Raw genomic sequence first — 7,268 nt, forward strand, 5'->3', positions numbered from 1 at the left:
AAGCCAATGGGGAAGCAGTGAAAGCGGCAAGCAGCCAGCAAGATCATATCTGTATTGATCTATCACGGAACTTTACGAGCAATAAGCCGGTGACATTTAAGCTTTACATGCCGGACAGCAGCAAGACGCCTCGAGATGTTGTCATGTATCTTGCCTATGGAAACTGGATTGCGATAAATGAAAAAAATGTGGATTATCTTGTTGATGACCTTACGCAAAACGATTATGGTGCGGTGGTCTTCACTGGAAAAACAAGGCTGGACACGGATATTATCGGAATAGTTCAGGATATTCGCGAAAAGATTGTCTATTTAAAGAATCACGCATCAGAATATGGTATCCGCCACATCTATCTCTCCGGCGGTTCTGCCGGTGCTAATCTCGCGCTGCTGGCAGCATATGCTTCCAGTTGCCCCGACTATGCATCGGATGGCTTAACAGCCGATCAAGTTAAAACAGACGGTGTAATAGCATTTTATCCCGTTGTGGATATGCTTTATAATTATCATTATTTCACTGACAAAACGGAAAATCAAAAAACAGCATTAGATAAACTCGGAGACGCATTTTTTAGTCTATCAGATGTAAACGGATCCAAGTCAATCAGTGACTCCCAAAAAATCGTTACAAAAACACTTCTCGGCGGAAGCCCTGAAGAGGGTAATTTTAAGCATTTATATGAGATTAGCTCACCAAACAGGTTCTTGAGCCGTAATGTTCCCCCCACATTTCTCATTCAGGGTTCAGATGACAGCATGACCCCGTTCGAGCCGACAAAAGCAATGTATGAAAATTTGGAAAAATTGGACGTAGATGCAGATATGCTTGAGCTGCCGCATACAGATCATGCATTCGATATGGTCCTGCCCAACAGTTCGGTCGTGACGAATAAAGTTCTAAGTTGCATCAACGAATGGCTTGATTTACATCATTCGCCTGATTGAATTTATCACAACAACACTGTTCTGTAGTAACTCTTACGGCGGTGCTTTTAGAAAAATCTTCAGAAGATAAGATTAGGGAGGTGTGTTATGCAAAACAAATACTGCATGCTGTTGGGAAACAATTTTGATGATATTGAGGGCATAACTGTCATTAATATTCTAAGAAGGTCTGATATTTCATTGGATATATTCAGCGTGAGCCAGAATACCGTCAGCAGCTTTACAGGCATGACATATTTGATTAACAATGTTTTTAATTTTCTCGAAGATATAAGCACAGAAGAATATGACGGAATTCTTCTTCCGGGAGGGCGGGGCGTTCTCGAACTTGCAAAGAATACAGAAGTCATTTCTTTAGTTCGCAAGTTTTACGATGAAGGAAAGCTTGTATTCGGAATATGCGGAGCCCCGATTATTCTTGACAAAGCAGGAGCGTTGGACGGCAAAAAGTACACCTGTCTTCCGTCGGTGGTTTCTATGATTCATTCCGGGAACTGCATAGATGAAAAAGTGGTTGTCGACAGCAATGTAGTGACCTCAAAAGCACTGGGAACCTCAATGGATGCGGCTCTTAAACTGGTTGAGGTTATTAAATCAAAGGAAAAAGCAATGGTGACAGCTGATAGGTATTATATCGAGAGAAAAACTTAAATCTTTGAGGATGCCTGAAACTTTCGCCTCAGGCGGACGCAGAATGGAAGGAGAAACTATTGAAGAAATTTATCATTATTAACGGTGCCATGGGGGTTGGTAAAACGTGTCTCTGCAAGGAGCTCAATAGAACACTTGCTCATAGTGCCTGGTTAGATGGTGACTGGTGTATGATGATGAATCCTATGGATTTCACTGAAATAAACCAAAAGATGTTTTTGGATAATATTTATCATCTTTTAAACAACTACTTAACCAATCCATCATTCAAATATGTTCTCTTTTCATGGGTTATTCCAAGAGAAGAAATGATGAACTATTTAATTTGGAAATTAGCTGATGATGATTTTAAAGTAATTAGAATAACATTACTTTGTGAAGATAATAAATTGAAAGAAAGAATGCTTCAGGCTGAAAGGGATGAGGCGACCATTAATAAAAGCATGTTGTACCAGGAAGTATTCAGACGAACAGATACAATAAAGGTGGATACAACTGAATTATCTGTTGCAGATACTGTAGATAGAGTTCTAAAAATAACAAAAATGCAACAGTAGCTTAAAAAGATTATACGGAAGGAAGATAATGTTATGGTAACAGTTAAGCGAAAAGACTTTGAGAAAATAGATGATGCTTCACTAATATGGATGTGCATAGAACCTACCATCAAAGAAATTCGTGGTAAAAATCTCGCGGTAAAACAGGAGGTTTACGCTTCCCTAAATACTGGGCTACAGGCTTTATTAATGTTTCAAGTTCTTTACGGACACACTTTCAATGGAGTTGAAGAATTCTATACACATCTTTCATATTTGCTATCAAATGATGGAGTCTGGTCACAATTGGAAAGGGGAATGCAGTATTTTGGAGATATGGCTATGGTAGAGATTCTTCAAAAAATGCATGTATTATTTCTAAGTATAAATACGGAAAAGTCCAATAATGCTCCGGGACAATATGCTGAATTATCTAAAAAAATGATGCTAATAAATGAATCGCTCAGTAAAACCATGCCGTTAACAATTAAGTTGGTTGCCGCATATATTCGAAACAACAAAGATGAGTACATGCAGGTTGCTGATTAATTTGTATTTTGAGCGTTTTCATGTATAAAGAAAAGTCCCACGAACGGCGATTTAAAGCCATTTGTGGGACTTTTTTGGTTGCGGAGGCTGGATTTGAACCAACGACCTTCGGGTTATGAGTTTCCATTGAGTTATATGTAATATCATTAATTATTATGGCGTTGACCGTAAAAATGACCGTAAGCTTAAAACGTGTTTATTAATAACTTATTCCCCAATAAGTGCAAAATTCAATACTTTCGTGACAAGCAATCGGCAGACTATTCTATTTATTACACTTTAAACATTAACTGATTGAGAAAATTGACTTTAAGCTTAATAAGAAAATAAATAGGTCCTAACTATTCCATAATAGAAAACCATTATCCTTATAAATCTAGACGTTGTATGAATTATCGTAAGATAAACAATAAAATAAATGGAGAAATGGTATGAAAAAGAAAATTATAGGGATAGTTTTGGCACTTTGCTGCTTTCTTCAAGTTCTTCCGCTAAGTGTGGTAAAGGCACTTAATCCTCCGGTAAGCGATCAATATGTGATTAATTTAGTCATTGATGGATTGTCAAACTCCGTTTATGACCAAGCAAAACAGGCCGGATTGCTCACCCCCAACATTGATAAACTCCTAGCCAATGGAACAAGGCTTAGAGGGGTCGATACCACAATACCAGCCTATTTTGGCTCTGAGGTAGCCGCTTTAACTGGAGCCGGCTCAAAGACAAACGGCTTTATGTATAGATATTACGATAAAAGAGCCAACAGCGTCACGGCAGATTCCTTTTCCATGAATGCACAGACTGTTTTTGAAAAGCTTAAGCTGTCAAACATACGCACCCTCGCTTCTGGCTGGATTATAGGGAATAAATCAATCGAAGGACGCGGCGTATCGGCAAGCGATCCGGATCATCTTTTTACGGCTCATGGTACGAACGGAGATAATCTTATAAAATTTGATGATGTCTCCGCTGATGTTGTCACTGCCATTCAAAGCGCAGATATGCCAAGATTTATTTCAGCGTATTCAAACGATATAAAGAAAATAAGCTATGATACAGTTGAATCGGATACAAATGCCGCCAAAAAATATGCAGCGGCTCTGACAGATATTGATACCAAGCTCGGCGATATCTTAAATGCACTTGATGCTAAAGGGATTACTTCACAAACGACCATCGTTTTGAATTCGCTTGCTCCTACATCAAAAGTAGCATCAAAGGCAACCACCGCAACCCTTTCCACTAACATTACAGCCGATACCGGAGTAAAGGCCGTTGAAGTTGGAAATTCTGGTGGCACCGCAGTGGCTGTTACCGACACCAGCGCCAAGGTCGTTATTGTTAAACAGTATATGATGCACAACACGACAATCTCATTTACCAACCTTGCAACTGATGATGATAAGGCTAAGGTATTATCTTACTTGAATAACAAATCATCCAATGCTGGTAAAGTTATTGATAAGGTATATTCCGCTGCTGATTTAGGTTTATCTGATACCTATTGCGATTATCTGCTTACACCAGTAGCGGGCAAATCCTTTGCCTCCTGTGCGACAGGTATTTATAGAGTTGGTGATTTAAAAGACAGCAAAGTATTTTGTGTGCTTTCCGGCAATAGTATTCCAAAGGGTTATGATGTGCAGGACAACGCGACAATAAAGGACTTGGCCCCTACCATTTGTTCATGGTTAGGCTGTACAGCTCCGGATAATAGCGAGGGTCAGGTTTGGAATTTTGTTCCGGCTGCTCCGGTTGTTACATTGACCTATCCTTCCACTGATACTATTGTTGTAAACCCCAATATGACAATCACCGGATCTGTGAATGAGGACTGCACATTTAAGGTGAATGATAATAATATCAGTTTGAACGCAGATAAAACATTTTCTGCGGCTGTCACCCTGAAAGAAGGGGACAATACCGTCACAATTCAGGCATCAAACAGTTATGGGAAAACCACAATTCTAACAAGAAAAGTCACCTATATGAAAAGGGAAACTCCGCCGGCCGGAAATACGGTTGTATATATCAACTGGGATGGATGCGCAAACTATTACATAGATCTTGCGAAGGCGCAAAATAAGATTCCTAATCTTACTAAAATCATGACCAGCGACGGCGTATATTTTCCAAATGCATTTACACGTACACCATCCATTACCGACCCGATGCAGACCTCAATTGTTTCGGGTACAACCACCAAGTTTACCGACAACAGCTATCGTTATTTTAATAAGTTGAAAAACATTGTTGTACAGGAAACACCTGGACGAAAAGACATGGCCGAAACCATAGGCGAATCCGCTGTCCGGCAAAACCTCGATATTATTTCCATCAATCAGTTTGCGCTGGAAAACAGGGGGGCCGTTGCAGGCGATCCGTTTAAAGATTACTATTCCGCTCCGGCAGGTTCAAACGGTTATTCGGATGGTGCTGCCCGTTTTGATGCTGCAATTGATCTTGTAAAAAATCTTCGTGCCGGAAGCACAAAGCTCTTTTCACTGCCAAGATTTATCTCAGTCTATATGGATGATATTGACGGTATCGGGCATAACGAAACCCCCGAATACGGCCAGCCAACCGCTACTACCGAAACACAGCGGGAGCAAATGATTGTGGACCATTTGCAGATGATGGATGCGAAGCTTGGCGAATTTATTCAAGCCTGCAAGGATGCCAGCGCTTATGATAACATGGATTTTGTTTTAACCGCCGACCATGGAATGGCGAACTTCGGATTACAGGAGTCTTCATCCGATGACAGCATTAGTTCCAAACTTCCTGATTTGATGGATACGATTAATTCTTTAGGCAGCGATTACAAAGTGCAGTATCTCTACCCCAATGCGAGTATGCAAGCCCCTGCTGCTGATACGAAGATTGCGCTTGTTTCATGCGGCCTGCAGGTACAGCTTTCGTATATTAATGAGTGCAATCCAGATGTAATTGCCGCTAAGAATAAAAAAATCATGGAGGCAATTAAGGATAAAAGTTATGTCGATATAATTCTGCAGCCGGACCAGATTAAAGAGCTCGGCGCAAAGGAAGGGTTTGCAGACCTCATTATTTCCCCGAAAACACCATATCATTTTATGCCCTCATCCGTCGGAACAGATTTGCTGGTTGCACGTGGCGCACATGACAGCCTTTCTGACAGAGCCCAAAGAATAACAGCTTTCATGTGGGGCAAAGACATTAAAAAGGGTTATAGCGATACAGAAACAATTCATAATACAGACTTCGCAGCGACTATGTCTTATTTAATGGGGGTTAATGCGCCGCTTGATTCTACCGGCAAGATTATCTACAGTGCGTTAGACGGCAAAAGCGCAGCTGCGGAATACAAGACGACAGTCGAGGCAGAAACTGCACAGACAAGCGGAAATTCAGAAAAGCTTCTGGATTCGTCGGCCTCAAACGGTGCATATGTTGGCAATACCGACAGCGACAAGGCGTCTGTAGAATTTACTGGTGTGCCTGCATCCAAGCGCATGGAAGTGCACTATGCAGCCGCCCAAGATGGACTCATGACCCTTATGGTTAACGGCAAAGCAATACGTGATGTGTTTTTTCCAACGAATAACGTGTCATCTGGAAAATATGACACTAAAGTAATCAATTACACGCTGAATAAAGGGGATTCCGTTCAGTTCGTAACCAATAAATCAGCAAATGGTGTGGGCGTAAGTTTTGACAGTATCGATTTTTACAGCGAGTCCCAGCAGACGCCAGATCCTTCCGGAGACACAGGAAAACCTTATGATATCAATATGACTCCCAACGGAGATACAAAAACGGAAATTGGCTTTGCGTGGTTCACCGATTCCGGGGTTACCGGCACAAAGGTGCAGGTTATAAAGGCAACCGGTGAGACTGCCGACTTTTCAAAAGATGCAACTGAGTTTAATGGCATAAGTCAAAATGTTACATTGAAACAATCCGGGACCAATACAAATTATGTGTCGCATAAAGCAAAAGCAACCGGACTTGCGTCGGGTGCGAAATATTTTTACCGTGTCGGTGATGGAACTACGTGGAGTGAAACCGGCAGCTTTACCACATCTTCTGACAAAGATTTCACCTTCCTGTTTCTGACAGACCCACAAGGGTATACAAGTGACAGCTATGATCTTTGGGCGAAAACCATGCAATCTGCTGTGAATACATTCCCTAATGCTAGTTTTATGGCTGTTGGCGGTGACATGATTAACACCGGGCTTACATCTCCGAATGATGAGCAGGAATGGTCCTATTATTTCGGAAAGAAACAAAATATCTTTCTTAATCTTCCAACTGCTCCTGTAGTAGGCAATCATGAAGGCAGAAATAATGCTAACTATGAAGATCATTTCAATCTGCCGAACAATGCAACAGTGCAGACGTTTCCAAGTAATGCGGTTTATTCTTTCGATTACGGGAATGCACACTTCTCTGTCTTAGACACAGAAATGCTTCTTACTGCTGAGGATTTTCAATCGCAGATTGACTGGTTGAAAAAAAATATGATGCAAACCAGCAAAAAGTGGAAGATTCTTATGCTTCATAAGCCTCTTTACAGCGGGGGGGAGCATTGTGCTTATGCAGATAT

Annotated in this window: 5 protein-coding genes; all 5 read left to right on the forward strand. The window is 41.0% G+C overall.

Translation table 11 applies throughout. The annotated features are described in order from the left end of the window. The coding region (locus Q8865_10485; GenBank protein ID MDP4153842.1) for a prolyl oligopeptidase family serine peptidase at window positions 1–944 on the forward strand (944 nt) is incomplete at its 5' end. 87 nt (window positions 945–1,031) lie between these two features. Further along, window positions 1,032–1,595 (forward strand): DJ-1/PfpI family protein, encoded by a 564-nt coding sequence (locus Q8865_10490; protein MDP4153843.1) that lies wholly within the window; start codon window positions 1,032–1,034, stop codon window positions 1,593–1,595. A 59-nt stretch (window positions 1,596–1,654) separates the two neighbouring features. Beyond that, the gene (locus Q8865_10495) at window positions 1,655–2,152 is read left to right on the forward strand and encodes an AAA family ATPase (protein MDP4153844.1); all 498 of its coding nucleotides are present in this window, start codon (window positions 1,655–1,657) and stop codon (window positions 2,150–2,152) included. Window positions 2,153–2,185: 33 nt separating this feature from the next. Further along, window positions 2,186–2,680, forward strand: a complete 495-nt coding sequence (locus Q8865_10500) for a hypothetical protein (GenBank protein MDP4153845.1) — start codon at window positions 2,186–2,188, stop codon at window positions 2,678–2,680. A gap of 431 nt (window positions 2,681–3,111) precedes the next feature. Continuing rightward, window positions 3,112–7,268, forward strand: a 4,157-nt coding sequence (locus Q8865_10505; protein MDP4153846.1) for an alkaline phosphatase family protein, incomplete at its 3' end; no start/stop codon positions are given.

Source organism: Bacillota bacterium, assembly GCA_030705925.1.
GTDB lineage: Bacteria > Bacillota > Clostridia > Oscillospirales > Feifaniaceae > JAUZPM01.

Coding starts and splice junctions, on each gene's coding strand:
- Q8865_10490 (MDP4153843.1), top strand. CDS start 1,032: ATGCAAAACAAATACTGCATGCTGTTGGGAAACAATTTTGATGATATT.
- Q8865_10500 (MDP4153845.1), top strand. CDS start 2,186: ATGGTAACAGTTAAGCGAAAAGACTTTGAGAAAATAGATGATGCTTCA.